The sequence below is a fragment of the Streptomyces sp. NPDC050121 genome (assembly GCF_044460385.1).
In the GTDB taxonomy this organism is placed as follows: Bacteria; Actinomycetota; Actinomycetes; order Streptomycetales; family Streptomycetaceae; genus Streptomyces; species Streptomyces soliscabiei.
Genome location: NZ_JBITJV010000032.1, coordinates 1 through 24,720, shown reverse-complemented (window position 1 = coordinate 24,720; position 24,720 = coordinate 1). Strand labels below are relative to the sequence as shown.

At 71.4% G+C, this 24,720-nt stretch carries 21 protein-coding genes; 3 read left to right on the top strand and 18 right to left on the bottom strand.

The window, feature by feature from the left end:
- Positions 1-121: 121 nt before the first annotated feature.
- Both ACIBTS_RS35985 and rpe read right to left on the bottom strand, forming a co-directional pair.
- On the bottom strand, positions 122-1,165 hold the full coding sequence (locus ACIBTS_RS35985) for a sugar-binding transcriptional regulator (RefSeq protein ID WP_079663540.1): 1,044 nt from the start codon (positions 1,163-1,165) through the stop codon (positions 122-124).
- Between the two features lie 90 nt (positions 1,166-1,255).
- The gene (gene rpe, locus ACIBTS_RS35980) at positions 1,256-1,942 is read right to left on the bottom strand and encodes a ribulose-phosphate 3-epimerase (protein WP_399324894.1); all 687 of its coding nucleotides are present in this window, start codon (positions 1,940-1,942) and stop codon (positions 1,256-1,258) included.
- Positions 1,943-2,210: 268 nt separating this feature from the next.
- Between rpe and argG the strand changes: the two genes are divergently transcribed.
- Positions 2,211-3,665: an argininosuccinate synthase gene (gene argG / locus ACIBTS_RS35975; RefSeq protein ID WP_319675200.1), complete on the top strand. Its 1,455-nt coding sequence runs from the start codon at positions 2,211-2,213 to the stop codon at positions 3,663-3,665.
- Between the two features lie 79 nt (positions 3,666-3,744).
- On the opposite strand, the gene ACIBTS_RS35970 is transcribed toward argG, so the two are convergent.
- On the bottom strand, positions 3,745-5,163 hold the full coding sequence (locus tag ACIBTS_RS35970) for a transcription antitermination factor NusB (protein ID WP_319675192.1): 1,419 nt from the start codon (positions 5,161-5,163) through the stop codon (positions 3,745-3,747).
- A gap of 137 nt (positions 5,164-5,300) precedes the next feature.
- Positions 5,301-6,233, bottom strand: a complete 933-nt coding sequence (fmt, locus tag ACIBTS_RS35965) for a methionyl-tRNA formyltransferase (RefSeq protein ID WP_319675191.1) — start codon at positions 6,231-6,233, stop codon at positions 5,301-5,303.
- 243 nt (positions 6,234-6,476) lie between these two features.
- Between fmt and ACIBTS_RS35960 the strand changes: the two genes are divergently transcribed.
- Entirely contained in the window at positions 6,477-7,022 is a 546-nt protein-coding gene (locus tag ACIBTS_RS35960; protein WP_399324893.1) for a hypothetical protein, read from the top strand.
- A 120-nt stretch (positions 7,023-7,142) separates the two neighbouring features.
- Here the strand turns inward: ACIBTS_RS35960 and ACIBTS_RS35955 are convergent, their stop codons facing one another.
- The 14 genes from ACIBTS_RS35955 to pyrR all read right to left on the bottom strand — a co-directional run bounded on the left by ACIBTS_RS35955 (position 7,143) and on the right by pyrR (position 23,831).
- Positions 7,143-9,326 carry a primosomal protein N' gene (locus ACIBTS_RS35955; protein WP_399324892.1) on the bottom strand — a complete coding sequence of 728 codons (2,184 nt, stop codon included), beginning with the start codon at positions 9,324-9,326 and terminating at the stop codon, positions 7,143-7,145.
- Positions 9,327-9,507: 181 nt separating this feature from the next.
- On the bottom strand, positions 9,508-10,716 hold the full coding sequence (metK, locus tag ACIBTS_RS35950; RefSeq protein ID WP_399324891.1) for a methionine adenosyltransferase: 1,209 nt from the start codon (positions 10,714-10,716) through the stop codon (positions 9,508-9,510).
- A gap of 240 nt (positions 10,717-10,956) precedes the next feature.
- A complete protein-coding gene (gene coaBC / locus ACIBTS_RS35945) occupies positions 10,957-12,159 on the bottom strand; it encodes a bifunctional phosphopantothenoylcysteine decarboxylase/phosphopantothenate--cysteine ligase CoaBC (RefSeq protein ID WP_399324890.1) in 1,203 nt (400 codons plus the stop codon).
- A gap of 120 nt (positions 12,160-12,279) precedes the next feature.
- Positions 12,280-12,552 (bottom strand): DNA-directed RNA polymerase subunit omega, encoded by a 273-nt coding sequence (gene rpoZ, locus ACIBTS_RS35940; protein WP_003988945.1) that lies wholly within the window; start codon positions 12,550-12,552, stop codon positions 12,280-12,282.
- A 40-nt stretch (positions 12,553-12,592) separates the two neighbouring features.
- On the bottom strand, positions 12,593-13,186 hold the full coding sequence (gmk, locus tag ACIBTS_RS35935; RefSeq protein ID WP_399324889.1) for a guanylate kinase: 594 nt from the start codon (positions 13,184-13,186) through the stop codon (positions 12,593-12,595).
- A 60-nt stretch (positions 13,187-13,246) separates the two neighbouring features.
- A complete protein-coding gene (locus tag ACIBTS_RS35930) occupies positions 13,247-13,570 on the bottom strand; it encodes an integration host factor (protein WP_003977346.1) in 324 nt (107 codons plus the stop codon).
- 279 nt (positions 13,571-13,849) lie between these two features.
- A complete protein-coding gene (gene pyrF, locus ACIBTS_RS35925) occupies positions 13,850-14,692 on the bottom strand; it encodes an orotidine-5'-phosphate decarboxylase (RefSeq protein WP_399324888.1) in 843 nt (280 codons plus the stop codon).
- A complete protein-coding gene (locus tag ACIBTS_RS35920) occupies positions 14,689-15,795 on the bottom strand; it encodes a quinone-dependent dihydroorotate dehydrogenase (RefSeq protein WP_399324887.1) in 1,107 nt (368 codons plus the stop codon). The genes pyrF and ACIBTS_RS35920 overlap by 4 nt, the downstream gene beginning before the upstream one ends.
- A 52-nt stretch (positions 15,796-15,847) precedes the next feature.
- Positions 15,848-19,156 carry a carbamoyl-phosphate synthase large subunit gene (gene carB, locus ACIBTS_RS35915; RefSeq protein WP_399324886.1) on the bottom strand — a complete coding sequence of 1,103 codons (3,309 nt, stop codon included), beginning with the start codon at positions 19,154-19,156 and terminating at the stop codon, positions 15,848-15,850.
- Positions 19,149-20,291, bottom strand: coding sequence for a glutamine-hydrolyzing carbamoyl-phosphate synthase small subunit (carA, locus tag ACIBTS_RS35910; RefSeq protein WP_399324885.1), 1,143 nt, complete (start codon positions 20,289-20,291; stop codon positions 19,149-19,151). The genes carB and carA overlap by 8 nt, the downstream gene beginning before the upstream one ends.
- Positions 20,288-20,866: a hypothetical protein gene (locus ACIBTS_RS35905; protein WP_319334797.1), complete on the bottom strand. Its 579-nt coding sequence runs from the start codon at positions 20,864-20,866 to the stop codon at positions 20,288-20,290. Before ACIBTS_RS35905 ends, carA begins: the two co-directional genes overlap by 4 nt.
- The gene (locus tag ACIBTS_RS35900) at positions 20,863-22,149 is read right to left on the bottom strand and encodes a dihydroorotase (protein ID WP_399324884.1); all 1,287 of its coding nucleotides are present in this window, start codon (positions 22,147-22,149) and stop codon (positions 20,863-20,865) included. Before ACIBTS_RS35900 ends, ACIBTS_RS35905 begins: the two co-directional genes overlap by 4 nt.
- A 4-nt stretch (positions 22,150-22,153) precedes the next feature.
- Positions 22,154-23,152 (bottom strand): aspartate carbamoyltransferase catalytic subunit, encoded by a 999-nt coding sequence (locus ACIBTS_RS35895; RefSeq protein WP_319675060.1) that lies wholly within the window; start codon positions 23,150-23,152, stop codon positions 22,154-22,156.
- Between the two features lie 94 nt (positions 23,153-23,246).
- A complete protein-coding gene (gene pyrR, locus ACIBTS_RS35890) occupies positions 23,247-23,831 on the bottom strand; it encodes a bifunctional pyr operon transcriptional regulator/uracil phosphoribosyltransferase PyrR (RefSeq protein WP_319675061.1) in 585 nt (194 codons plus the stop codon).
- 241 nt (positions 23,832-24,072) lie between these two features.
- On the opposite strand from pyrR, the gene bldD reads away from it, so the two are divergent.
- Entirely contained in the window at positions 24,073-24,573 is a 501-nt protein-coding gene (gene bldD, locus ACIBTS_RS35885; RefSeq protein WP_009313753.1) for a transcriptional regulator BldD, read from the top strand.
- Positions 24,574-24,720: the final 147 nt, after the last annotated feature.

Here is a 24,720-nt window from a genome sequence, read left to right as displayed (position 1 = left end):
CGACCGCGGTGACAATGAGCCGACCCGTGGCCCGGCGGGCCGTCCGCCCCGCCCCCGCACGGGAGACGGCCGTGACCGCACGCCTTCGGCGCCGTCACGGCCGTCCCGGCATGACACTCCCTCAGATCCCGTCCGGGTCCGCCCGGTTGAGAGCCGGCTTCGGTGTCGGCCCCGCCGTCATCAGGTAGTCGGCCGCCGACGTGTCCGTCACCAGGCTGGTGACGAGACCCGAGCGCAGCACCGCGTCGATCGCGGCCGCCTTGCGCTGACCGCCCGCTATGGCGACGACCTCGGGGACGCGGCGCAGCTGGTCGGTCTTGACCGTGATGCACCGCTCGCCCAGGTCGCGGCCGACCCTGCGGCCCTCGGCGTCGAAGAGGTGCGCGGACATCTCGGCGGCGACACCGAGCGAGGCGTAGTGCGACCGCTCCTCGTCGCTGAGCATGTCGTGCACCGTCGAGATGCCCGGCTCCCAGGAGCCGATGGAGACACAGGCGACCGTGACCTTGTCGAAGTACTCGAAGGCCCGGGCGATCCCGGTCTGGTGGCGCAGGGCCTGCGCGGTGGCCGCGTCCGGCAGCAGCATCGGCGCGTAGATGGGGTGCGCGTCGCCGCCGGAGACCTGTGCGGCGCGGCGGACGGCCTCGACCGAGCCGCGTTCGGCGGTCCCGGCGTCGTACACACCCGTCAGCTGCACGACCGTGCAGGGCGGCAGCCGGTCCAGCGCCGCCGCCATGTGAATGGTGGACCGGCCCCAGGCCAGCCCCAGTACGTCCCCCTCGTTGACCAGTTCGCCGAGCAGGTCGGCGGCCACTTCCCCCAGGTTCTCGGGGTCCGTGGTCTCCTCGGCCTCGGCCGGGGACTCGACCACGACGGCATGCCTGAGGCCGTAACGGGCGCGGAGCGCGTCGGAGCGCTCGGCGTCCAGTTCGGCCGGCACACGGATCTCGATCCGCACGAGATCCCGTTCGAGGGCGGTTTCCAGGACCCGGGCCACCTTGAAGCGGCTGACGCCGAACTCCTCCGCGATCTGGATCTTGGACTTTCCCTCGAGGTAGAAGCGGCGGGCCATGGCCGCCGCCTGCACCAGCTCAGCGGGTCCCATCCGCATGGCTGACCGGCCCGCCGACATACCCGACACGGCGATCTCCTCACTGCTGTTCACACTCTGGATACGCCGTTCATCCTCGCAGATCCGGCGCAGTTGATCAGCTCTGATGGGAGCCGTTCACATTCCTGTCGGCAAGTGGTTGGTTCAGTGTTCACATGCCCACGAGGACCCGGCGGTAGCCGCCTGCGCCTGAGCCCGCAGGCCACGGACTGCTTCGGCCGGGTCGGCGGCGCCGTACACCGCCGAGCCGGCCACGAACACGTCGGCGCCCGCTTCGGCGCACCGCTCGATCGTGGTGGCCGAGACCCCCCCGTCGATCTGGAGCCACAGGTCGAGGCCGTGCTTGCCGATCAGCTCGCGGGTGCGGCGGATCTTGGGAAGCATGATGTCGAGGAACGCCTGGCCACCGAAGCCCGGCTCGACCGTCATGATCAGCAGCATGTCGAGTTCGGGCAGCAGATCCTCGTACGGCTCGATGGGAGTCGCCGGCCTGAGCGCCATGGAGGCCCGGGCGCCCTTGGCGCGGATCTCGCGGGCGAGCCGCACCGGCGCGGCGGCCGCCTCGACATGGAAGGTGACGGACGAGGCGCCTGCCTCGACGTACTGCGGGGCCCAGCGATCGGGGGCCTCGATCATCAGATGGCAGTCCAGCGGAGTGTCCGTCGCACGGGCCAGCGACTCCACGACCGGCACACCGAGCGTGAGGTTCGGGACGAAATGGTTGTCCATGACGTCGACGTGGAGCCAGTCGGCTCCCTCGACCGCCTTCGCCTCCTCCGCGAGGCGGGCGAAGTCGGCGGACAGGATGCTGGGGTTGATCTGCACGGCCATGACCCAAGCCTGCCATGCCCTCCGGTGGCTGGGCGCATCGGTTCCCGGAGCGCTACGGTGCGTTGTCCGGCGCAGGCTGTGCGTGGCCTCTCGCGCCCGCGCGGCGGAGACGCACCTGTCTCAGCCCCGAGCCCCTGTCGAGCCGAGGTCGACCCGACCTCGTGACTGCCGGGGTCGGCCGAGTCCACACAGGCACCGGAGAAATTGGAGATCTGAGGCCTTCACCGAGCCCTTTGCATGACCATGCGAGTTGATGCATAATCTTCCTATGTCCAAGGTCCTCACCTCCCTTCCCGCCGGCGAGCGCGTCGGCATCGCCTTCTCCGGCGGGCTCGACACCTCCGTCGCGGTCGCGTGGATGCGCGACAAGGGCGCCGTCCCGTGCACCTACACCGCCGACATCGGCCAGTACGACGAACCCGACATCGCCTCGGTGCCCGGCCGGGCGAAGACCTACGGCGCCGAGATCGCGCGCCTGGTCGACTGCCGTGCCGCCCTGGTCGAGGAGGGCCTGGCCGCGCTCACCTGCGGCGCGTTCCACATCCGCTCGGGCGGGCGCGCCTACTTCAACACCACTCCCCTCGGCCGTGCCGTCACCGGCACCCTCCTGGTCCGGGCGATGCTCGAGGACAACGTCCAGATCTGGGGCGACGGCTCGACGTTCAAGGGCAACGACATCGAGCGGTTCTACCGCTACGGCCTGCTCGCCAACCCCCACCTGCGCATCTACAAGCCGTGGCTGGACGCGGACTTCGTGACCGAGCTCGGCGGCCGCAAGGAGATGTCGGAGTGGCTGGTCGCCCATGACCTGCCCTACCGGGACAGCACGGAGAAGGCGTACTCCACCGACGCCAACATCTGGGGCGCCACCCACGAGGCCAAGACCCTCGAGCACCTGGACACCGGCGTCGAGACCGTCGATCCCATCATGGGCGTGCGGTTCTGGGACCCGTCGGTCGAGATCGCCGCCGAGGACGTGACGATCGGCTTCGACCAGGGCCGCCCGGTGACGATCAACGGCAAGGAGTTCTCCTCCCCCGTCGACCTGGTGATGGAGGCCAACGCCATCGGCGGCCGGCACGGCCTCGGCATGTCGGACCAGATCGAGAACCGGATCATCGAGGCGAAGAGCCGCGGCATCTACGAGGCGCCGGGCATGGCCCTCCTGCACGCCGCCTACGAGCGCCTGGTCAACGCGATCCACAACGAGGACACCCTCGCCCAGTACCACAACGAGGGCCGGCGCCTGGGCCGCCTGATGTACGAGGGCCGCTGGCTGGACCCGCAGGCGCTGATGATCCGTGAGTCGCTCCAGCGCTGGGTCGGCGCCGCGATCACCGGCGAGGTCACCCTGCGGCTGCGGCGCGGCGAGGACTACTCGATCCTCGACACCACCGGCCCGGCGTTCAGCTACCACCCGGACAAGCTCTCCATGGAGCGCACCGAGGACTCGGCCTTCGGCCCCGTCGACCGCATCGGCCAGCTGACCATGCGCAACCTCGACATCGCCGACTCGCGCGCCAAGCTGGAGCAGTACGCGGGCCTCGGCCTGATCGGCACCGGCAGCCCCACCATCGGCGCCTCCCAGGCGGCCGCGACCGGTCTGATCGGCACCATGCCGGAGCTCCCGGAGGGCGGCGCCGAGGTCATCGCCTCGCGCGGCGAGGTCTCCGAGGCCGACGAGCTGCTGGACCGCGCCGCGATGGAGTTCGGCACGGACTGACCCCGGACGGGGACGCAGCACGCAGGAAAGGCCGGCCCGACGCCGTTGCGTCGGGCCGGCCTTTTCGACCGTTCCGGCCTCAGCCGGTCTTCCTGATCAGCGCCAGGTACATGGCGTCGGTCCCGTGCAGATGCGGCCACAGCTGGACGTCGGGGCCGTCGCCGAGCGCCGGCACGTCGGGCAGCAGGGGCCGGGCGTCGATCAGCTCGGCCTGCGGGAACTGCTTGAGCAGGTCGGCGACCACCGCCCGGGTCTCGGCGAGGTGCGGCGAGCAGGTGGCGTAGCCGACGACGCCCCCCACCCGGACGGACTCCAGCGCGGTCCGCAGCAGCCCGCGCTGCAGCGGAGCGAACCCGTCGAGGTCCTCCGGCCGACGCCGCCACCGCGCCTCGGGCCGACGCCGCAGAGCGCCGAGCCCCGTGCATGGCACGTCCATCAGCACCCGGTCGAAGGAGCCGGGCCGCCACGGCGGCCGGGTCCCGTCGGCGGCGATGACCTGGTAGGGCCCGGGATTGCCGGCGAGGGCCTTGGCGACGAGCCCCGCCCGGTGCGGCTGCTTCTCGGAGGCGAGGAGAGTGGCACCCCGCTCGGCGGCGAGCGCGGCGAGCAGCGCGGCCTTGCCACCGGGCCCGGCGCACCCGTCCAGCCACTTGGTGTCGGGCCCGTCGAGGGGCGCGTTGGCCAGCGCGAGCGCCACAAGCTGGCTGCCTTCGTCCTGCACCCCCGCCCGCCCGTCCCGTACGGCGTCGATGGCGCCGGGCTCACCGCCTTCGGTGAGCCGCACTGCGTACGGCGACCAGCGCCCGGCGACCGCGGCCTCCTCCCGCAGCAGCTCCTCGGTGGTGGCCCGTCCGGGCCGGGCGACGAGCGTCACCTCGGGCCGCTCGTTGTCGGCCTCCAGCAGCTCCTCGATGCCGGCCCGGCCGCCGCCGAGGGAGTCCCACAGCGCGGAGACGACCCAGCGGGGATGCGAGTGCACGACGGCGAGGTGGTCCTCGGGGTCGTCGTCGTAGGGCGGGGCGACCTTCTCGACCCACTCGTCGAGATCGTGCTGGGCGACCTTGCGCAGCACGGCGTTGACGAACTTGGCGCGCCCGTCGCCGAGCACGACCCGGGCGAGCTCCACGGAGGCGGACACCGCGGCATGCGTCGGGATGCGCGTCCCGAGCAGCTGGTGCACACCGAGGCTCAGCACATCGAGCACCGGCGGATCGACCTCGCGCAGCGGCCGGTCGACACAGGCCGAGATGACGGCGTCGTACGTCCCCTGCCGGCGCAGCGTCCCGTAGACCAGCTCGGTGGCGAGAGCCGCGTCCCGTCCGTCGAAGCCCCCCTTCTCCCGCGCCTTGCGCAGCAACGGCGGCAGCACGAGGTTGGCATACGCGTCCCGCTCGTCCACCGCCCGCAACACCTCGAAGGCGAGGAGACGGACAGGATCCTTCTGGGGCCGACGGTAGGGCTTGCCCGGCTTGCGGGAACCCTGGGGCTGATCGCTCACGAAAAAGGTGCTCCGGATTACAGGATGGGATGCGCAGACAGACTGACGTTCCAGCGTACGTCGGCGGCGGCAGCGGAAGACTTCCCGGCTTTATGCGCCTTGCAGGGCTTGTGGGGCTTGTGGCTTGTGCAGGAGCGTTACGCCCCGACGGTCTCGCCCTCGCCGATCCGGACGCCGCGCGCCCAGTCGGCGGCCCGCATCGGCTTCTTGCCCTGCGCCTGCACCCACACCAGCTCCACCGCGTACGAGCCGGTGCCGACATGCACGCTGTTCTTGCCGACGGCCAGCGCGCCGGGGGCCAGATCGGTCCGCTCGGGAACCGGCTGGACCTGAATGAGCTTGAGCCGCTCGCCGCGGAAGGTGGTCCAGGCGCCGGGCGCGGGGGTGCAGCCGCGCACGACACGGTCGACGCGCAGAGCCGGCGTGGCCCAGTCGACCTGGGCGTCCTCGACGGTGATCTTCGGTGCGAGAGTGATCCCCTCGCCCGGCTGCGGCACGGCCTTCAGACTGCCGTCCGCGATCCCGTCCATGGTCGCGGCGAGCAGTCCGGCGCCGGCGAAGGCGAGCCGGGTCAGCAGATCGCCGCTGGTGTCGGTGGACCGGATCTCCTCGGTGACCGTCCCGTACACCGGCCCCGAGTCGAGACCCTCCTCGATGAGGAAGGTGGAGGCGCCGGTGATCTCGTCCCCCGCCATGATGGAGTGCTGGACGGGAGCGGCGCCACGCCAGGCGGGCAGCAGCGAGAAGTGCAGGTTGACCCAGCCCTGGGTCGGGATGTCCAGCGCCACCCTGGGCAGCAGCGCCCCGTAGGCCACGACGGGGCAGCAGTCCGGCGCGATCTCCTTCAACCGCGCCAGGAACTCCGGGTCCCGGGGCTTGAGGGGCTTCAGCACCTCGATGCCCGCCTCCTCCGCGCGCTGGGCGACAGGAGAAGCGACCAGCCGCCGCCCCCGCCCGGCCGGCGCGTCGGGCCGCGTGACGACAGCGGCCACCTCGTGCCGCCCGGAGGCGAGCAGAGCGTCCAGAGCGGGAACGGCTACCTCGGGGGTACCGGCGAAGACGAGCTTCATGAGTGGGCGGGGCCTCTCGGACGGTTCGAATGACGGGCGACACACAAGTTTATGGGGCGGGAACGACCAACGCCCCGGCACTCGAGGGAAGGCCGCCGACGGCGAGAACCCCGCGCACCCCCCGACCCAGGGGGCGTACGCATATGCCCATACGCCCCCCCACCGTGACCAGCGGAGCGAACCCGCGTTGGTCAAGAAAGAGTTGACCACACCTACTTCAACGCCGGTTCGAGAGGCTTGTTCATGGCCGACCATGCAACCCACGACGCCCAGGCCCGGGCCAGCCTGCACTTGCTGGTGCGGGACATCGAGCGCGTCCGCCGGCAGGTGGACGCACTGCGCACCCTCACCGCCCAGCTGGGCAACGTCTACCGCCCCCGCCGCTCCGGCCCCTCCACGGGCTTCGTCGTCTACGGACGCGCTCCCGCCCCCACGGTCCGCCTGGCCCAGGAACTGCGGGACAGCGTCGAGACCCTGGTCACCGCGGCGGTGGACTTCGACCGTTCACTCGGCTTCTCATGGGACGCGGTGGGCTCCGCGCTCGGGGTCACCAAGCAGGCCGTCCACCGCCGTTACGGCAGCCGCCGCGCCGCGGCCCAGGCGACCACCACCGAGGCCGACCGTCCGACGGAGCCGACCGGCGCCCGTTCGGTCGGCGTGACCACGGGCCTGCCGACGGTTCCCACGGTCCCCGCCGCCCGCTCGATGCCGACCCAGCCGACGGCCGGCAGCCCGGCACTGCGGGACGAGGCAAGGCCGACCGCCTTCCCCGGCCCGCGCAGCGGCTGACGCACCACGTCCGCCCCCACCACGCCCCCCGTCCCACACAGCACCGCACCGCTCCACCCCACCCTGCCCTCTCGGCCCGAGCCCGAGAGGGCAGCCGCATATCCGCGACCGCGCAGCCCCTCACCCGATGTCCGGCGGATCGACCCGCACCCGGACAACGTCCTCCCCACCCCGGGTCGCCCGGGAAGCCCGAGCCATCCGAGCCGCCTGCGCCGCCTTCAACGCGGCAGCCAGCGCGGCGCCCCTGCCCGGCGGAACCCGGATCAACGCCCGCTCCCACTGTTCCCCGGGCGGCGGCGCCCCCGCCCGTCGCGGCCGCCCCGCCGGACCGGCCGACACCGGAACCGGCCCCAGCACCTCCGCCTCCCGAGGCAGTTCGACGGCCTCCAGGAACGCGGCCATCGCCTCCGCGGTCCCCGACACCGCCGCCATCCGCGACACCGGCGGAAACCCCAGCTCGGCGCGCTCGGCGAGCTCCCGCACGGCGTGCCCCACGGGATCCCACCGCACCAGCGCCTGCACGGGCCGTAGCGTGGGTTCGGCGACGACGACCACGGTCCCCCCGTCCCCCTGGGGCCGCACGAGCGCGGCGGCCGCGATCCAGCGGCGCAGCGCGTCCTCCCCGGCCCGCAGGTCGGGCCGGCCGAGCATGGCCCAGCCGTCCAGCAGCAGCGCAGCCGCGTACCCGCCCTCGGCGACCGGCTCGGCCCCGGGCGTGGACACGACGAGCGCGGGCGTCCCCGGCACGGTGTCCAGCACCTGCTCGCGCCCCGATGTACGCACCGGAACAGCGGGAAACGCCCGCCCCAGCTCCTCGGCGGTCCGCCGCGCCCCCACGATCTGGGCCCGCAACCGGAACGAGCCGCACTCCGGGCAGTGCCAGGCGCCCTCCTCACGACCGCACCACCCGCACCACAACGCGCCGCCCACCGCGCCGCCGTCCCGCGCCTCCAACGGCCCGGAGCAGTGCCGGCACCGGGCGGGGGCACGGCACTGGGCACACGCCATCCGCGGCACGTACCCCCGTCGGGGCACCTGCACCAGCACCGGCCCGTGCCGCAGCCCTTCCCGGACCGTCTGCCAGGCCAGGGTGGGCAGCCGGGCGGCCCTGGCCGCCTCGTCCCGAGCGAGGTCCTGGTCCCCCACGGTGCGCACCAGCGGAGCGGAGCGTCGCACCTGCTCCCGCGCGGCGGCCAACGGCCGTGCCCAGCCGCTCTCGACGAGCTGGGCGCCCTCCACCGTGCAGCTCCAACCCCCCATCAGGAAACCGCACTTGTCCTGAGCGGCCCGCAGCAGCAGCACCTCCCGCGCATGGGGCTGCGGCGCGTGCTGCTCGCTGTGGCTGTCGTCCCCGTCGTCCCAGAGCGCGACCAGCCCCAGGTCCTGAACCGGCGCGAACATCGCGGCGCGCGTTCCGACGACCGCCCGCACCGACCCGCGTCGTACCGCGAGCCACTCGCGGTACCGCTTCTCGGGCCCGGCGTCCGCGGTGAGCAGCGCATGCCGGCCCTCCCCCAGCAGCGCCGTCAGCGCCGCGTCGACCCGCGCGGCGGCCCGCCCGTCCGGTACGACGACCAGGGCCCCGCGCCCCGAGGCGAGCGTCGCGGCGACGGCCCGCGCCAGCGCCTCGCTCCACTCGGGGCCGGGCAGCGCGTTCCACACGGCCCGCGGCGCGCCCCCGGCCGCCAGCGACTCGAGGAACGCGCCGCCCCGCTCGTACCGCGCCCAGGACCCGGCCTCCGGCGCCCTCGGCGGGGGCAGCGGGGCGGGCGAGGGCCGCTGCTCGGCGCGTGCGTTGCGCGGCGGCACCGCGAGTTGCAGCACATCGGCCAGGCTCCCCGCGTACCGGTCGGCGACGGTTCGCGCCAGCCCCAGCAGCTCCTGGCTCAGCACCGGCTCGGGCGACACCACCTGGGCGAGCGCCGCGAGCGGGCCGGAGTAGTCCGACGCGGCGAGCCGCTCGATGAGGAACCCGTCGATGAGCCCGCCGCCCTCGCGGCGCCCTTCCCTGACCCGCCCGCGCCCGGCCCCGAACCGCACCCGCACCCGCACCCCCGGCTGCGCGTCCGCGTCGAGTTCGGCCGGCACCGCGTAGTCGAAGTAGCGGTCCAGGTGCAGCACGCCCTTGTCGACGAGCACCCGCGCCACGGGCAACTCCTCGGCCAGTGCGGCCCCCCGCCACGTCCGGGGCTTGGCTCGCGGCGCCTTGGCCTGCCGCACGCTCTCCCGAATCAGCGCGAGCTGCTCCGGTGGGGCGCCCTCGCCGGCCGCCCCACCGCCCCCCTGCCCGTTCTCGCTGCTCACGCCTGCATTCTTACCAAACGCCACTGACAACGGCCGCCCTCGGACGCTCCACCCTCACAAGCCCGGAGCCGCGCCAGCCCAGGACGACGTCGGCTCCCGGAACCATCAGGTCCCGGGAGCCGACGTCGTCTACAGGTTTCCCGCCCGGCGAGCGGGGCGGAGTCCTGGCGTCAACCGCGTATCAGAACCCCGCGGCCTTCCGCAGGGCCTCGACGCGGTCCGTACGCTCCCAGGTGAAGTCGGGGAGCTCTCGGCCGAAGTGGCCGTAGGCGGCGGTCTGGGCGTAGATCGGGCGGAGCAGGTCGAGGTCGCGGATGATCGCGGCCGGACGCAGGTCGAAGACCTCGTCGATGGCCTTCTCGATCTTCTCGACGTCCACCTTGGCCGTGCCGAAGGTCTCGACGAAGAGGCCGACCGGCTCGGCCTTGCCGATCGCGTAGGCGACCTGGACCTCGCAGCGGGCCGCCAGACCCGCCGCCACCACGTTCTTCGCCACCCAGCGCATCGCGTAGGCGGCCGAGCGGTCGACCTTGGACGGGTCCTTGCCCGAGAACGCTCCGCCGCCGTGCCGGGCGAAGCCGCCGTAGGTGTCGATGATGATCTTGCGACCGGTGAGGCCGGCGTCGCCCATCGGGCCGCCGATCTCGAAGCGGCCGGTCGGGTTGACCAGCAGTCGGTAGTTCTCGGTGTCGAGCTTGATGCCGTCGTCCAGGAGCGCCTTGAGCTCCGGCTCCACGACGAACTCGCGGATGTCGGGAGCCAGCAGGGAGTCCAGGTCGATGTCGCTCGCGTGCTGCGAGGAGACGACCACCGTGTCGAGGCGGACGGCCTTGTCGCCGTCGTACTCGATGGTGACCTGGGTCTTGCCGTCGGGGCGCAGGTAGGGGATGGTCCCGTTCTTGCGGACGTCCGACAGGCGCTTGGAGAGGCGGTGCGCCAGGAAGATCGGCAGCGGCATCAGGGTCGGCGTCTCGTCGGAGGCGTAGCCGAACATCAGGCCCTGGTCGCCGGCGCCCTGCTTGTCGAGCTCGTCGTCGTCGCCCTCGACCCGGGACTCGTACGCCGTGTCCACACCCTGGGCGATGTCCGGGGACTGCGCACCGATGGACACCGACACGCCGCAGGAGGCGCCGTCGAAGCCCTTCTTGGAGGAGTCGTAGCCGATCTCGAGGATCTTGTCGCGCACGAGCTGGGGGATCGGCGCGTAGGCCTTCGTGGTGACCTCACCGGCCACATGCACCAGGCCGGTCGTGATCAGGGTCTCGACCGCGACCCGGGAGGTCGGGTCCTCGCGCAGCAGGGCGTCGAGAATGGTGTCGCTGATCTGGTCAGCGATCTTGTCGGGGTGACCCTCGGTCACAGACTCCGAAGTGAACAGGCGACGGGACACAACGCTCCCTGGGGTTGCAGCGGCTGCTGGCTGATCATTGGCGGACGCGACGGGAGCTGCGCCCGGCGTCATCCGAGAACAGTTTATCGGTCGTGCCCCACCACCGGCCCACCCGTCTCGCCTCTCGGGAGCGCTGTGACCTGCGGCACGAGCATTCTGCCGAATGCCCGGCAGCCTTGGCCAGGGGCGCCACACCCGATTCGAGCGAGCTACGAGGGAACGGCGATGCGCATCAAACAGTCAGGTCAGGCGGGTCGTCACCAGGTCCCACACGATTTCGGCCAGGGCCTCCTTCGGGCCGTGCGGCACCGGGGTCTCACTCCCGTCGGCCCCCAGAACAAGCGCCTCGTTCTCCTCGGAGCCGAATGTGCGACGCTCCCCCACCTCGTTCACCACCAGCAGATCGCACCCCTTGCGCCGCAGCTTCGTCCGGCCGTTGGCGAGGACGTCGTCGGTCTCGGCGGCGAAGCCGACAACCACCTGATTGGGGCGCGCCCGGTCGGCGGAGATCTCCGCGAGAATGTCCGGATTCCGCACGAGAACGATGGGTTCCGGTTCCTGGCCGTCCTTCTTCTTGATCTTTCCCGCCGCGTATGTCTGTGGCCGGAAGTCGGCCACCGCGGCGGCCATGACGACCGCGTCGGCGTCCGCGGCGGCCTTCAGGACCGCCTCGCGCAGCTGCACGGCCGTGCCGACCTGGACGACGTCGACCCCGGCCGGGTCGGGCAGTCCGGTGTTCGCGGCGATCAGCGTGACGCGGGCGCCGCGGGCTGCGGCGGTGCGGGCGAGGGCGTAGCCCTGCTTGCCGGAGGAGCGGTTGCCGAGGAAGCGGACCGGGTCGAGGGGCTCGCGGGTGCCGCCGGCGCTGACGACGACATGCCGGCCGGCGAGGTCGGGTTCGCGCACTCCCCTGGCCAGGACGCGGCGGCAGACCTCGAAGATCTCGGCCGGGTCGGGCAGCCGCCCCTTGCCGGTGTCGACGCCGGTGAGCCGGCCGACGGCCGGCTCGATGACGACGGTGCCCCGGCGGCGCAGCGTCGCCACGTTCTCCTGGGTGGCCGGGTGCTCCCACATCTCGGTGTGCATCGCGGGGGCGAAGACGACCGGACAACGGGCGGTGAGGAGGGTGTTGGTGAGGAGGTCGTCCGCGAGCCCGTGGGCGGCCTTGGCGAGCATGTCGGCCGTGGCCGGGGCGACGACCACCAGGTCGGCGTGCTGGCCGATGCGGACGTGCGGGACTTCGTGGACGTCGCCCCAGACCTCCGTGGAGACGGGGTGGCCGGACAGGGCGGACCAGGTGGCGGCGCCGACGAAGTGCAGCGCGGAGGCGGTGGGGACGACGCGGACGTCATGACCCGACTCCGTCAGTCTGCGCAGCAGTTCGCAGGCCTTGTAGGCGGCGATGCCCCCACTGACCCCCAGAACGACCTTCGGCTTGTCCACCGTCTCTCCCCGGACTCGACCACGTACGCCGCGGCTCCCGGCGTACGGGTCCATCAGACACCACAGGCCCGGCAGTCGTGCTGCCGGGCCTGTGGAAAAACCAACTGCGAGCCGAAAATACTACTGCGCGGGACCCTCGACGGCCTCGGACGTCAGCAGTCCCGCGTTGATCTCGCGGAGGGCGATCGAGAGCGGCTTCTCGTGGACGTGGGTGTCGACGAGCGGACCGACGTACTCGAGGAGGCCCTCGCCGAGCTGCGAGTAGTACGCGTTGATCTGGCGGGCCCGCTTGGCCGCGTAGATCACGAGGCTGTACTTCGAGTCGGTGGCCTCGAGGAGCTCGTCGATCGGCGGGTTGATGATGCCCTCGGGCGCGGAGATGGAAGAGGACACGCTCTACCTTCCGATGGATGGGAAAAAAGAATGGTCGTGATCACACGACATCCGTCAAGGCTAGCAGCTCGCGCGCCACGTCCTCGACGGAGGTGTTGACCAGGGTCTCGTCGAACTCCGGCTCGGCCGCGAGTTCGATCTTCGCGGCCTCCAGCCGACGCTCGATGACCTCGGGCGGCTCGGTGCCCCGCCCGGTGAGTCTGCGCACGAGCTCCTCCCAGGAGGGAGGAGCCAGGAACACCAGCTGGGCCTCGGGCATGGACTCACGGACCTGCCGGGCGCCCTGGAGGTCGATCTCCAGGAGGACCGGCTCGCCCGACTCCAGGCGCTCCAGTACGGCGGCGCGCGGAGTGCCGTAGCGGTTGCCGGCGAACTCGGCCCACTCCAGCAGCTCGCCGTTGGCGATCAGCTTGTCCATCTCCTCGTCGGTGACGAAGAAGTAGTGGACCCCATGCTTCTCACCAGGACGGGGCCTACGGGTCGTCGCCGACACCGAGAGCCAGACCTCGGGGTGTTCCTTGCGCATATGGGCGACGACCGTGCTCTTGCCGACCCCGGAGGGGCCGGAGAGCACGGTCAGCCGCGGACGTACGTCCGGGGGCTCGGGGGTCGTCCCCCGGAATGTTGCAGCCATGCAGCGATTATTCCAGCAATCCCGGAGTGCCCGGGACTCCCTTCCCGCAGGACCCGGGAATCAGGAGCCGGTGCTGCCGAACTCACGCTCCAGGGAGGCGATCTGGTTGGAGCCGAGGCCGCGCACGCGGCGGCTCTCGGAGATGCCGAGTCGCTCCATGATCTGCTTGGCGCGGACTTTGCCCACGCCCGGGAGCGACTCCAGGAGGGCGGAGACCTTCATCTTGCCGATGACGTCGTTTTCCTGACCCTGCTTGATGACCTCGTGAAGCGAGGCGCCGGAGTGCTTCAGTCGATTCTTGACCTCGGCCCGCTCCCGGCGAGCCGCGGCGGCCTTTTCGAGCGCGGCTGCGCGCTGTTCGGGGGTAAGGGGCGGAAGAGCCACGCCTACGTCACCTCGGATGTCGAACTGTCGGATACGGACCGGTGAGGAACCTAGTCGCCCCACACCTGGTGAGTTACGAGCAACACGCGCTGCCCGTTCACTCTCCGTCGGAGACTAGCGGCCAACTCCGCCGGAGTCAGCGAGAACAGAGGAAAAGTCCTGGTCAGCCTCCGTAGGGCCGGACATTTAAGACATACTGCACCGGATTTGAGGATGTATCCAGACTCAAGTCGGCCCGAGGCCGCCCGACCGAGCCCCCGGTCGGGCGGTCGGAGCCCCTCAGGCGGAGGCCACGGCTGCGCGCACCTCTCGCGCAAACCGCTCCACGGCGTCACGCAGCGCGACGACCTCGGGACCCTGACGCAACACGCCCCGGCTGATGTTCGGCACGACATTGCGCAGCGCCGACCCGAAGACCCGGGGAAGGTCGGCCGGCGTCGCCCCCTGGGCGCCGACACCGGGCGCGAGGAGCGGACCGTTGATGTCGAGGTCGTAGGTCGACAGGTCGCCCAGGGTGGCGCCGACGACCGCCCCGAAGGAGCCCAGCGGCTCCTCCCCCACGTTCTCGGCGGCCAAATGCGCCAGCATCGTCGCGCCGACGTTGCGGCCGTCGGCCCGCACCGCGTGCTGGACCTCGCCGCCCTCGGGATTGGAGGTCAGCGCCAGCACGAACAGCCCGGCGCCGCTCTCGCGGGCCAGCGCCACCGCCGGCGACAGGGATCCGTAGCCGAGGTACGGCGAGACCGTGAGGGCGTCGCAGAACAGCGGGGCGTCCGGGTGCAGGAAGGACTCGGCGTAGGCGGCCATGGTGGAGCCGATGTCACCGCGCTTGGCGTCCATCACGACCAGCGCGCCGGCCGCCCGCGCCTCCTGCACCGACTTCTCGAGGACCGCGACCCCGCGCGAGCCGAACCGCTCGAAGAAGGCGCTCTGCGGCTTCAGCAGGGCCACCCGGTCCGCCGTCGCCTCCACGACCGTGCGGCTGAACCGCTCCAGGCCGGCGACGTCGTCGCTCAAGCCCCACTCGGCGAGCAGGGAGGCATGCGGGTCGATGCCGACGCACAGCGGGCCGCGCTCGTCCATCGCGCGACGCAGTCGCGCGCCGAAGGGCTCCGGGGTCATGCCGTCTTCCTCACGTCGGCGCCGACCGCGTCGGCGAGGGTGGCGTAGGGACTCGTCCGCAGGCGGGCGGCGAGCCCCTTGTGGATCGCGCGGCCCCAGAAGGGCCCCTCGTAGATGAAGGCGCTGTAGCCCTGCACCAGCGTGGCACCGGCCAGGATGCGCTGCCAGGCGTCCTCGGCGTTCTCGACGCCGCCGACGCCCACCAGGGTGATGCGGTCGCCCACGCGCGCGTAGAGGCGGCGCAGCACCTCCAGGGAGCGGGCCTTGAGGGGCGCCCCGGACAGACCGCCGGTCTCCTTCACCAGGGAGGGGTCGGACGCCAGGCCGAGGCCCTCGCGCGCGATGGTGGTGTTCGTGGCGATGATCCCGTCCAGGCCGAGCTCGACGGCCAGGTCGGCGACCGCGTCGACGTCGTCGTCCGCCAGGTCCGGGGCGATCTTGACCAGCAGCGGGACGCGCCGCGAGGTCACCGTGCGGTCGGCGGCCTCCCGGACGGCGCTCAGCAGCGGCCGCAGCGCCTCGGTGGCCTGTAGGTTGCGCAGCCCCGGCGTGTTCGGCGAGGACACGTTCACGACCAGGTAGTCGGCGTACGGCGCGAGCCGCTCGGTCGACTTCACGTAGTCGCCGACGGCCTCCTCCTCCGGTACGACCTTGGTCTTGCCGATGTTGACGCCCACCACGGGTTTGAAGACCGGCTCACGGGAGGCGAGGCGCGCCGCGACGACCAGCGAGCCCTCGTTGTTGAACCCCATGCGGTTGATGAGCGCGCGGTCCTGTACGAGCCGGAACAGCCGCTTCTTGGGGTTGCCGGGCTGCGGCTCGCCGGTGACCGTGCCGATCTCGACGTGGTCGAAGCCAAGCATCGACATCCCGTCGATCGCGACGGCGTTCTTGTCGAAGCCGGCGGCGAGCCCGAAGGGGCCGTGCATGCGCAGCCCGAAGGCCTCGGTGCGCAGCTCCTTGTGGCGGGGCGCGAGGGCGGCGGCGACGAACGTGCGCAGCACGGGGATGCGGGCGGCGAGCCGGATCCAGCGGAAGGCCAGGTGGTGGGCCTGCTCCGGGTCCATCCGCCGGAAGACGAGGTTGAAGAAGATCTTGTACATGGTTCCCTCATGCAGAGGGGGACACCGTTTCCGGTGTCCCCCTCGTCGGCTGCTAGTCGCGGGCCGCGGTCAGGTGTTCCGCGTGTTCCTGGAGCGAGCGGACGCCCACGTCCCCGTGGTTGAGGGCGTCGATGCCCTGGACGGCGGCGGCGAGCGCCTGGACCGTCGTCAGGCACGGCACGGACCGCGCCACGGCCGCCGTACGGATCTCGTAGCCGTCGAGGCGGCCGCCGGTGCCGTACGGGGTGTTGACGATGAGGTCGACCTCGCCGTCGTGGATGAGCTGGACGATGGTCTTCTCGCCGTTCGGGCCGGGGCCCTCGGACTGCTTGCGCACGACCGTGGCGTTGATGCCGTTGCGCTTGAGGACCTCGGCGGTGCCGGAGGTGGCGAGCAGCTCGAAGCCGTGGCCGACCAGCTCACGCGCCGGGAAGATCATCGAGCGCTTGTCGCGGTTGGCGACGGAGATGAACGCGCGGCCCTTGGTGGGCAGCGGTCCGTACGCCCCGGCCTGCGACTTGGCGTACGCCGTGCCGAAGACGGAGTCGATGCCCATGACCTCGCCGGTGGAGCGCATCTCCGGGCCGAGGACGGTGTCCACACCACGGCCGGAGGTGTCCCGGAAGCGGGTCCACGGCATCACGGCCTCCTTGACGGAGATCGGAGCGTCCAGCGGCAGCTCGCCGCCGTCGCCGGTGGCCGGAAGCAGCCCCTCGGCGCGCAGCTCCGCGATGCTCGCGCCCAACGAGATCCGGGCGGCCGCCTTCGCCAACGGCACCGCGGTCGCCTTCGAGGTGAAGGGGACCGTGCGGGACGCGCGCGGGTTGGCCTCCAGCACGTAGAGGATGTCGCCGGCCATCGCGAACTGGATGTTGATCAGGCCGCGGACGCCCACCCCGCGCGCGATGGCCTCGGTCGAGGCCCGCAGACGCTTGATGTCGAAGCCGCCGAGCGTGATCGGGGGCAGGGCGCACGCCGAGTCGCCGGAGTGGATGCCGGCCTCCTCGATGTGCTCCATGACGCCGCCGAGGTACAGCTCCTCGCCGTCGTAGAGCGCGTCGACGTCGATCTCGATGGCGTCGTCGAGGAAGCGGTCGACGAGGACCGGGCGGGTGGGGCTGATCTCGGTCGACTCGGCGATGTAGGACGACAGCCGGGTCTCGTCGTAGACGATCTCCATGCCGCGGCCGCCGAGGACGTAGGACGGCCGGACGAGGACGGGGTAGCCGATCTCGTCGGCGATGGCCTTGGCCTCGGCGAAGGTGGTGGCCGTGCCGTGCTTCGGGGCCGGCAGTCCGGCCTCGGCGAGCACGCGCCCAAAGGCGCCCCGGTCCTCCGCCGCGTGGATGGCCTCCGGGGGCGTGCCCACGATCGGCACGCCGTTGTCCTTCAGCGCCTGCGCCAGACCGAGCGGGGTCTGGCCGCCGAGCTGGACGACGACACCGGCGATCGGCCCGGCCTGCGCCTCCGCGTGGACGATCTCCAGCACGTCTTCCAGCGTCAGCGGCTCGAAGTACAGGCGGTCGGAGGTGTCGTAGTCCGTGGAGACGGTCTCCGGGTTGCAGTTGACCATCACGGTCTCGTACCCGGCGTCGGACAGTGCGAAGGAGGCGTGGACACAGGAGTAGTCGAACTCGATGCCCTGGCCGATGCGGTTCGGGCCGGAGCCCAGGATGATCACCGCGGGCTTCTCGCGGGACGCGACCTCGCTCTCCTCGTCGTAGGAGGAGTAGAAGTACGGCGTCTTCGCGGCGAACTCGGCGGCGCAGGTGTCGACCGTCTTGTAGACCGGGCGGACGCCCAGCGCATGCCGGACCTCGCGCACGACGTCCTCGCGCAGACCGCGGATCTCGGCGATCTGCTGGTCGGAGAAGCCGTGCCGCTTGGCCTCGACGAGCAGCCCGCCGTCCAGCCGGTCGGCGGCGGCCAGGTCGTCGGCGGTCTCCTTGATGAGGAAGAGCTGGTCGACGAACCAGGGGTCGATCTTCGTGAACTCGAAGACCTCCTCGGGGGTGGCGCCCGCGCGGATGGCCTGCATGACGGTGTTGATGCGGCCGTCGGTGGGCCGCACGGCCTCGCGCAGCAGCTCGTCCTTGTCACCGGGCTCACCGACGAAGGTGAACTGGCTGCCCTTCTTCTCCAGCGAGCGCAGCGCCTTCTGGAAGGCCTCGGTGAAGTTGCGGCCGATGGCCATGGCCTCGCCGACCGACTTCATGGTGGTGGTGAGGGTGGAGTCGGCGCTCGGGAACTTCTCGAAGGCGAAGCGCGGGGCCTTCACGACCACGTAGTCGAGCGTCGGCTCGAAGGAGGCCGGGGTCTCCCGCGTGATGTCGTTGGGGATCTCGTCGAGGGTGTAGCCGACGGCGAGCTTGGCCGCGATCTTGGCGATGGGGAAGCCGGTCGCCTTGGAGGCGAGAGCCGAGGACCGCGACACGCGCGGGTTCATCTCGATGACGATCACGCGACCGTCCTCGGGGTTCACCGCGAACTGGATGTTGCAGCCGCCGGTGTCGACGCCGACCTCGCGGATGACCGCGATGCCGATGTCACGCAGGATCTGGTACTCGCGGTCGGTCAGCGTCATCGCGGGCGCGACGGTGATCGAGTCGCCGGTGTGCACGCCCATGGGGTCGAAGTTCTCGATGGAGCAGACGACCACGACGTTGTCGTGCTTGTCGCGCATCAGCTCCAGCTCGTACTCCTTCCAGCCGAGGATGGACTCCTCCAGGAGCACCTCGGTGGTCGGCGACAGGGTGAGGCCCTGCCCGGCGATGCGGCGCAGCTCCTCCTCGTCGTGGGCGAAGCCGGAGCCGGCGCCGCCCATGGTGAAGGAGGGGCGGACGACGACCGGGTAGCCGCCGAGGGTGTCCACACCCGCGACGACCTCGTCCATGGTGTGGCAGATGACCGAGCGGGCCGACTCGCCGTGCCCGATCTTCTTGCGGACCTCCTCGACGACCTCCTTGAACAGGTCGCGGTCCTCGCCCTTGTTGATGGCCTCCACATTGGCGCCGATCAGCTCGACGCCGTACTTCTGAAGGACGCCGTTCTCGGCGAGCGAGATGGCCGTGTTGAGGGCCGTCTGGCCGCCCAGGGTGGGCAGCAGGGCGTCGGGGCGCTCCTTGGCGATGATCTTCTCGACGAACTCGGGGGTGATCGGCTCGACGTAGGTGGCGTCGGCGATCTCCGGGTCGGTCATGATCGTCGCCGGGTTGGAGTTGACCAGGATCACGCGCAGGCCTTCGGCGCGCAGGATGCGGCACGCCTGGGTGCCGGAGTAGTCGAACTCGGCGGCCTGGCCGATGACGATCGGGCCGGAGCCGATGACCAGGACGGACTGGATATCGGTGCGCTTAGGCACGCTGGCCCTCCATCAGGGATACGAAGCGGTCGAACAGGTAGGCGGCGTCGTGCGGGCCCGCTGCCGCTTCGGGGTGGTACTGGACGGAGAAGGCCGGCTGGTCGAGCAGCTGCAGCCCCTCCACGACGTCGTCGTTGAGGCAGACGTGGGAGACCTCGGCGCGGCCGAACTTCGTCTCGCTGACCCGGTCGAGGGGCGCGTCCACGGCGAAGCCGTGGTTGTGCGCGGTGACCTCGACCTTGCCGGTCGTACGGTCCTGGACGGGCTGGTTGATACCCCGGTGGCCGTACTTCAGCTTGTAGGTGCCGAAGCCGAGGGCGCGGCCGAGGATCTGGTTGCCGAAGCAGATGCCGAACAGCGGCGTCCTGCGCGCGAGGACCGCGGTCATCAGGGCGACGGGACCGTCGGCGGTGGCCGGGTCGCCGGGGCCGTTGGAGAAGAACACCCCGTCCGGGTCGACGGCGTAGACGTCCTCCTCGGTGGCGGTCGCCGGGAGCACGTGCACCTCGATGCCGCGCTCGGCCATGCGGAACGGGGTCATGCCCTTGATGCCGAGGTCGACGGCGGCGACGGTGAACCGCTTCTCGCCGACCGCCGGGACGACGTAGGCCTCCTTGGTGGTGACCTCCTCGTAGAGGCTCGCGCCCTTCATGTGCGGCTGGGCCTGCACGCGCGCGAGGAGCTCGGAGTCGGCGGCGATCGCCTCGCCGGAGAAGACGCCGGCGCGCATCGAGCCGCGCTCGCGCAGGTGGCGGGTGAGGGCGCGGGTGTCGATGCCGGAGATCCCGACGACGCCCTGGGCGACGAGCTCGTCGTCCAGGAGGCGTTTGGCGCGCCAGTTGGACGCCGCGCGGGCGGGGTCGCGCACGACGTAGCCGGAGACCCAGATGCGGCTGGACTCGTCGTCCTCGTCGTTCCAGCCGGTGTTGCCGATCTGCGGGGCGGTCGCGACGACGATCTGGCGGTCGTAGGACGGGTCGGTGAGGGTCTCCTGGTAGCCGGTCATGCCGGTGGAGAACACCGCTTCGCCGAAGGTCTCCCCCACGGCCCCGTAGGCACGGCCGCGGAAGATCCGGCCGTCCTCCAGGACGAGTACGGCGGGAACCTTTGTGGCCCCCCTGGTGGAGGTCGTCATCGTGCGCCTTCCGTCGTGTTGTTCTTGATCATGGAGTTGATGGCGTCCACCCACTCGGTGTGCTCGGCCGCGTGGTCGGACCGGAAGCCGGAGTCGATCAGCTTGTCGCCGTGTGCCCAGGTCACCACCAGCAGCCCGCCCTCGGTGAGGACCTTGCCGGCGATGCCCTTGCCGAGCAGCGCCTCGCGCAGCGCGCCGACGGGGATGAAGAAGTCGGTCGCGCCGGGGCGTACGACGTCCAGTCCCGCGTCCGTCAGGGTGAGCTCGACCCGGCTGCGGGTTCCCAGGCCGTGCGCCACGATGCGGTCGAGCCACTGCCCCGCGGTGGTGGAGCCGTGGTAGCGGCCGCTCATCGACAACACAGTCAGTCTCGCCTCGCCGGACTCGGGCGGCGCGGTGGGCAGCTCGGGGAGGTCGCCCTGGAGCGTGCCGCGCCACTTCCAGCCCTCGCGCATCAGCCAGTACACGAGCGCGACGAACAGACCGAGGCCGACCACCCAGCCGATGCGCGCGGCCCAGTCGGTCACCGCGGCGGATTCCTTCTCGGCCGCGAGGAGTAGTGCAGCAGATGTCACGTGAGCTTCCCGTCGACGAGCGTGGCCTTGCCCCGGAGCCACGTGTGCGTGACACGGCCCGGCAGCTCACGCCCCTCGTACGGAGTGTTGCGGCTGCGCGAGGCGAAGCCCGCGGGGTCCACGGACCCACGGTATTCCGTGTCGACGAGCGTGAGGTTGGCGGGCTCACCTGCCGAGACGGGGCGGCCGTGCCCCGTGGCCCGCCCGATGCGTGCGGGCGTGCGGGACATGCGGTCGGCGACCCCGGCCCAGTCGAGGAGCCCGGTCTCCACCATCGTCTCCTGGACCACTGACAACGCGGTCTCCAGGCCGACCATGCCCATGGCGGCCGCGGCCCACTCGCAGTCCTTGTCCTCGTGCGGGTGCGGGGCGTGGTCGGTGGCGACGATGTCGATGGTGCCGTCGGCGAGCGCCTCGCGCAGGGCGAGCACATCGCGTTCGGTGCGCAGCGGCGGGTTGACCTTGTAGACCGGGTTGTAGGACCGGACCAGTTCGTCCGTCAGGAGCAGGTGGTGCGGGGTGACCTCGGCGGTGACGTCGATGCCGCGAGACTTGGCCCAGCGGACGATCTCGACCGAGCCGGCGGTGGAGAGGTGGCAGATGTGGACGCGGGAGCCGACGTGTTCGGCGAGCAGGACGTCCCGGGCGATGATCGACTCCTCGGCCACCGCGGGCCAGCCCCCCAGCCCCAGTTCGGCGGAGACGACGCCCTCGTTCATCTGGGCGCCCTCGGTCAGCCGCGGCTCCTGCGCGTGCTGGGCGACGACCCCGCCGAAGGCCTTCACGTACTCCAGGGCCCGGCGCATGATCACCGCGTCGTCGACGCACTTGCCGTCGTCGGAGAAGACGGTGACTCCGGCGGCCGACTCGTGCATGGCGCCCAGTTCGGCGAGCTTCTTGCCCTCCAGGCCGACGGTGACGGCGCCGATGGGCTGCACATCGCAGTAGCCGTGCTCACGGCCCAGTCGCCAGACCTGCTCGACGACGCCGGCGGTGTCGGCGACGGGGAAGGTGTTGGCCATGGCGAAGACGGCCGTGTAACCGCCACAGGCCGCGGCACGCGTACCCGTCAGCACGGTCTCGGAGTCCTCGCGGCCGGGCTCGCGCAGATGCGTGTGCAGGTCCACCAGCCCCGGCAGCAGCACCTTGCCAGTGGCGTCGACGACCGTCGCGCCCTCCTCGGACAGGCCCGTGCCGACGGCCTCGATGACCTCGCCGTCGATGAGGACGTCCTGCGGCTCCCCGCCGAGCACCTTCGCACCACGGATCAGGATCTTGCTCATGTTCTTACTTCTCCTCGGTGGTACGGGCGTGGGCGACGGCGGGCACGTCTTTCGAACTGAACACGGCGCCGCCCAGGAGCAGGTAGAGGACGGCCATCCGGATGGAGACGCCGTTGGCGACCTGCTCGACGACGGTGCAGCGCTCGGAGTCGGCGACCTCGGCGGTGATCTCCATGCCGCGGACCATCGGGCCGGGGTGCATCACGATGGCGTGCTCGGGCATCTTCGCCATGCGGTCGCCGTCGAGGCCGTAGCGCCGCGAGTACTCGCGCTCGGTCGGGAAGAACGCGGCGTTCATCCGCTCCCGCTGCACCCGCAGCATCATCACCGCGTCGGACTTGGGCAGCGTGCTGTCGAGGTCGTAGGACACCTCGCAGGGCCAGGCCTCGATGCCGACCGGGACGAGGGTGGGCGGGGCGACCAGGGTGACCTCGGCGCCGAGGGTGTGCAGCAGGTCGACGTTGGAGCGGGCGACCCGGCTGTGCAGGACGTCGCCGACGATCGTGATGCGCTTGCCGGAGAGGTCCTGCCCGATGCCGGCGTCCCGGCCGACGAGCCGGCGGCGCATGGTGAAGGCGTCCAGGAGGGCCTGGGTGGGGTGCTGGTGGGTGCCGTCGCCGGCGTTGACGACGGCCGCGTCGATCCACCCGGAGGTGGCCAGGCGGTACGGCGCTCCGGAGGCGCCGTGCCGGATGACGACGGCGTCGACGCCCATGGCCTCCAGCGTCTGCGCGGTGTCCTTCAGGGACTCGCCCTTGGACACCGAGGAGCCCTTGGCGGAGAAGTTGATGACGTCCGCGGACAGGCGCTTCTCGGCGGCCTCGAAGGAGATACGCGTGCGCGTGGAGTCCTCGAAGAACAGGTTGACGATCGTGCGGCCGCGCAGGGTCGGCAGTTTCTTGATGGGCCGGTCGGCGACCCGGGCCATCTCCTCGGCGGTGTCGAGGATCTGGACGGCGTCGTCGCGGGTGAGGTCGGCGGCCGAGATGAGATGACGCTGCATCTGTCAGGCTCCGTAAGGCAGTTCATGGGGAGGATTCGGGCAGGCAGGGGCGCGGCGGCGGGGCGTACGGCACATCGGGCCGCACGCGCGCGTGCTACTGCTGGGCGGTCTGCTTCACGCCGAGCAGCACGGTGTCGCGACCGTCCTCCTCGGCGAGCAGGACCTTGACCGTCTCCCGCAGCGACGTGGGGAGGTTCTTGCCGACGTAGTCGGCGCGGATGGGCAGTTCCCGGTGGCCGCGGTCGACGAGGACCGCGAGCTGGACCGCGCGCGGGCGCCCGATGTCGTTCAGGGCGTCGAGGGCGGCGCGGATGGTGCGGCCCGAGAAGAGCACGTCGTCGACGAGGACGACCAGTCTGCCGTCGAGGCCGTCACCGGGGATCTCGGTGCGGGCCAGCGCACGCGGCGGGTGCATGCGCAGGTCGTCGCGGTACATCGTGATGTCCAGGGAGCCGACCGGGATGCTGCGGTCGGTGATCTGCTCCAGCTTGGCGGCGAGCCGCTGGGCGAGGAAGACGCCGCGGGTCGGGATGCCGAGGAGCACCACGTCGTCGGCGCCCTTGGCGCGTTCGACGATCTCGTGGGCGATGCGCGTCAGCACGCGCGCGATGTCGGGGCCTTCGAGAACGGGCCGCGCATCGGTTTGCCGGGAATCCTGCGGGGTGTCCTGCTTGTCCATAAGAAACGGACCTCCTTCTCCGCCTCACGGGACGGACCTTAAAGGACGTCGGATTTGCGCCATCAACGGTAGCAGGCCGGGAGGACACCCAGGATCACCCCCTTGGCGTAATCGGCCACGGATACCACGGAAGAGTCGGTGTGGACCATTCGGCTTGACGCAGAAGAATCACGCTGCGTAACCTCACAGTGAGTTACCAGCACGCGGCTGCTGCCGCGTCGACCCAGTGCCGGGGAGCTATATGTCCAGCGAATACGCCAAACAACTCGGGGCCAAACTCCGGGCGATCCGCACCCAGCAGGGCCTTTCCCTCCACGGTGTCGAGGAGAAGTCCCAGGGCCGCTGGAAGGCGGTCGTGGTCGGTTCGTACGAGCGCGGCGACCGCGCCGTGACCGTGCAGCGCCTTGCCGAGCTGGCGGATTTCTACGGCGTTCCCGTGCAGGAACTGCTGCCTGGCACCACCCCGGGCGGGGCGGCCGAGCCCCCGCCGAAGCTGGTCCTGGACCTGGAGCGGCTGGCCCATGTGCCGGTCGAGAAGGCCGGTCCCCTGCAGCGGTACGCCGCCACGATCCAGTCGCAGCGCGGTGACTACAACGGCAAGGTGCTGTCGATCCGCCAGGACGACCTGCGCACCCTCGCCGTCATCTACGACCAGTCGCCGTCGGTCCTGACCGAACAGCTGATCAGCTGGGGCGTCCTGGACGCGGACGCGCGTCGCGCGGTCTCGCACGAGGAGAGCTGAGCCGCTCCGCGGTTGAGCAGAAACGTACCCTCGGGGTGGGGGGGGCCCCCCCCCGGGGGGGCCCCCCCCCCCCGGGGTAGGCGCGGGGGGGGGCGGGCCGGCCCCCCGCTCAGGGGGGGGGCGGCGCCGGCCCCCGGGGCGCGCCCC